The organism is Synechococcales cyanobacterium T60_A2020_003 (genome assembly GCA_015272205.1).
GTDB lineage: Bacteria > Cyanobacteriota > Cyanobacteriia > RECH01 > RECH01 > JACYMB01.
Genome location: JACYMB010000009.1, coordinates 1 through 3,341 on the forward strand (window position 1 = coordinate 1; position 3,341 = coordinate 3,341).

Annotated in this window: 3 protein-coding genes; all 3 read left to right on the forward strand. The window is 51.6% G+C overall.

The window, feature by feature from the left end:
* Window positions 1–994: ABC transporter ATP-binding protein (locus tag IGR76_00285; GenBank protein MBF2076986.1), on the forward strand; the 994-nt coding region annotated here is incomplete at its 5' end.
* 337 nt (window positions 995–1,331) lie between these two features.
* Window positions 1,332–1,961, forward strand: coding sequence for an SH3 domain-containing protein (locus IGR76_00290; protein ID MBF2076987.1), 630 nt, complete (start codon window positions 1,332–1,334; stop codon window positions 1,959–1,961).
* Window positions 1,962–2,322: 361 nt separating this feature from the next.
* Window positions 2,323–3,192 carry a tetratricopeptide repeat protein gene (locus IGR76_00295; protein ID MBF2076988.1) on the forward strand — a complete coding sequence of 290 codons (870 nt, stop codon included), beginning with the start codon at window positions 2,323–2,325 and terminating at the stop codon, window positions 3,190–3,192.
* Window positions 3,193–3,341 lie beyond the last annotated feature (149 nt).

Here is a 3,341-nt window from a genome sequence, read left to right on the forward strand (position 1 = left end):
TATCAGTCTAGACTTGAGCGAAGGAGATATTTTAGCGTTACTGGGGCCATCGGGGTGCGGGAAAACAACCTTGCTGCGCCTGATTGCCGGATTTGAAGAACCCGATACCGGAACCGTTACGATCGCCCAATGCTGTGTCGCGGGGGATGGAGCCTGGGTAGCACCCGAGCGGCGCGGCGTTGGCATGGTGTTTCAGGACTACGCCTTGTTTCCCCATTTGACGGTGGCGCAAAATGTGGCTTTTGGACTGTCTCAAGGCGATCGCCATGCCCGAACCATGGCAAAGACGATCCAGGATGTGCTATCCCTCGTGGGTCTGCAGGGGCTCGAAAATCGTTATCCCCACGAGTTATCTGGGGGGCAACAGCAGCGGGTAGCTTTAGCGCGTGCCCTTGCCCCCCAGCCGTTTTTGGTGCTGCTGGATGAGCCACTCAGTAATTTAGATGTGCAGGTGCGCGTTAAGTTGCGCCAAGAACTGCGCGATATTCTCAAAGCGGCAGGCACGACGGCGGTTTTTGTGACCCACGATCAGGAAGAGGCTCTGTCTATTGCCGATCGGGTGGGGGTCATGCGGGCAGGACGATTAGAACAGATCGACACACCGGAACAAGTTTATCAAAATCCCCAATCACGCTTTGTAGCGGAGTTTGTGACCCAAGCCAACTTTGTCATCGCGAAACGGCAAGCGGAGGGATGGCAGACGGAGATTGGCCTGTTTACCCTAGATCAAGTTGTGGTCGATGGTACAGAGAGTGCAGAGGCGATCGCCCTTATGATTCGCCAAGAGGATATTATGCTGACGCCAGATGAACGGAGTCTACTCATAGTATGCGATCGCCAGTTCTTGGGCCGAGAACAGCGCTACAGCGTTCAAACGCCCGAAGGTCACGTTTTGATTGCGCGAACTCCGGCCTCGGTCAGTTTGCCAACGGGAACGGCCGTGAACGTTAGCGTCAACCAGGCGAAACTTCAGGGGTTTGCAGTGCGAATGTGAGAAAAGCAGGACTTACGCAATTGGGCGATTTTGCGCGGGTGTAACCTGCGCAAAATCGCCTAAAAGACTCAGGACGCCGCACGTAGTGCGTAAGTCCTGAAAGGAAAACACATCGCTCTGCAACGGGAGTTAGGTTTTGCGTTAACGGCTGTATTCCAGAGAAGTAAGACCGCACAGGTATTTCTAGAACTATAGCGCTAGCCATATCGGTTAGGACATTTGGGTGGGCGATCGCTGGGTAATCCTTGCAGTACAGTGGATGGGGGGACTCCAGTTTGAAGTCTAGAATATGGCAACTGCTATCTGTAACCGTTGAACACTGAAGTATGTCAATCCTATGGCAGACGAGGACGAAAAGGGTAAAGCTACAGTTTCATCCCTAGGGGAAGGATGCTTAACGCTGATTGCCGTATACGTTGGTGCGGTGGTTGTGGCATTGGTTATCACTCAGTTTCAGCGTCATGATCCATCCAAAGCTTGGCGCACACCGCAAACAACCGTGCGCCAGGACGAGCCTGCTGTCATTCAAGGTGATGATCCGAGTGATCCGGGAGCCTACTTCAGCCCCGTTCCTTCTGCCACCATAGATCCCCCGACTCCCGATGTCACAGCGTCATTTCCCCCTTCGGTTGTCGCCCCAGAGATGCAGCCAAGTGTGCCAGCACCTGCAGGCACAGGGGTACTCAGAACTCAAGATGAAAACTCATCCGTCAACGTTCGAGCATTCCCTAATCTTTCGGCTGAGATTGTGCATGTGGGCTATGGGGGAGATGCGGTCAATATTCTCAATCAATCTATCGATAGCGAAGGGAATACCTGGTATTACGTAGAGTTTGCCGATGGAAGTGCAACGGGCTGGGTACATGGTGACTATCTCCAACCCACAATGGCTGAGCCTAACTCCTATCCTTCACCAGAGGGGGAACTTCCGAGTGTGGATCAAAACCCTGTTGTCAGTACCCAGTAGACGTCCAACGCTAACGCAGAAATATTTCTACAGCCCGAAAGTGTCTGTAAACCAATGTTTCGATGGGGAGCTTCCGAGGTTTGGTTCGCTTCTCCCTTGTGACGGGGGGCTAGGGGAGATCGAACAACGGCAACGGTTTTAGCTTAGTTAGAATTTATTTTATAAATATCTACGGATGCAACGGCTTCAAGGGTGAAAAGAACGATATCGTTACAGAAAGCTGGACTTGTGGTGCAGGAACATCCCCCAAAATCTGTATCGTAGTTCATGCTTTCAGTAATTTTTCTGGCACGATCGAATCTAAATGATCTAAGCTAGCTGAGAGCATCCCAGTCCTGATTAATTTAATCCTAAAATTACTGTGCCTAAACGATTTTCCTTAATTTCTCTAGTTGTATTGTCCGGGCTCTTATCCGTTGCGCAACCCGTCCGCGCCCAAGCCTTGATCCCCCACATTCTTCAACTGAATCCTGATCAAATGCAAGATCAGGGGCTAATTTTGGCACAAGAAGCAGCCCAGCTTGCCCAATTTCAGCAGTATGATCTGGCGTTGCCCAGAGCCCAACTAGCCGTTCAGCTTCTCCCTGATAATGCTCAGGCGTGGTCGTTGCTCGGCAGTTTGTACCTTCAGGTCGAAGATGTGGAGGCGGCAATTCCAGCCCTCCAAAAGGTGCGATCGCTCGAACCCGACAATTCCGCCATCCTGTTTGCCCTCGGCTCCGCTTACTTCAACCAGGATGACTACGATCAGGCGATTCAGTTTATTCAGGCGGGTCTGAAAATTGATCCAGAAGTGCCCGGTGCGCTATTTGATCTAGGGAACGCTTATTACGTCACCCGTCGCTACGATGAAGCGATCGCCGAGTACGAAAAAGCGATCGCCATCGATGACACTTTCTGGCCTGCCGTCAACAACATTGGGTTAGTGCTGTATGAAATGGGCGATGTGGATGCCGCCCTCGAAAAGTGGGAATCGGCCGTCGCTATTGATGGCGAGCAAGCAGAACCCCAATTGGCGATCGCCGTTGCCCTGTATCAGCAAGGTCAGCAGAACGAAGCCCTCCTCCGGGGTGAAACAGCACTGCGGTTAGATAATCGCTATGCCGACGTTGATTTTCTATCTGAAAACCTCTGGGGCGACAAGTTGCTGGGAGATGCTCAGACTTTCCTTTCTCTGCCCCGCATTCGGCAAACCTTAGCGCAAATTTCAGGTGAATCATTTTCACAGTAGGTTATACCAACTGTGAGTTTTGAGTTGTCAGTTTTGAGCTGTCAATGCGTTGTACCGTCAGCGATGCTAGCGTTTAATCTGTAGCTGTTATTTTAGCTCGACTTTATCCAATCAGGCGGCATGGCAGAGTAACTCGGTCCAGGTGTCGA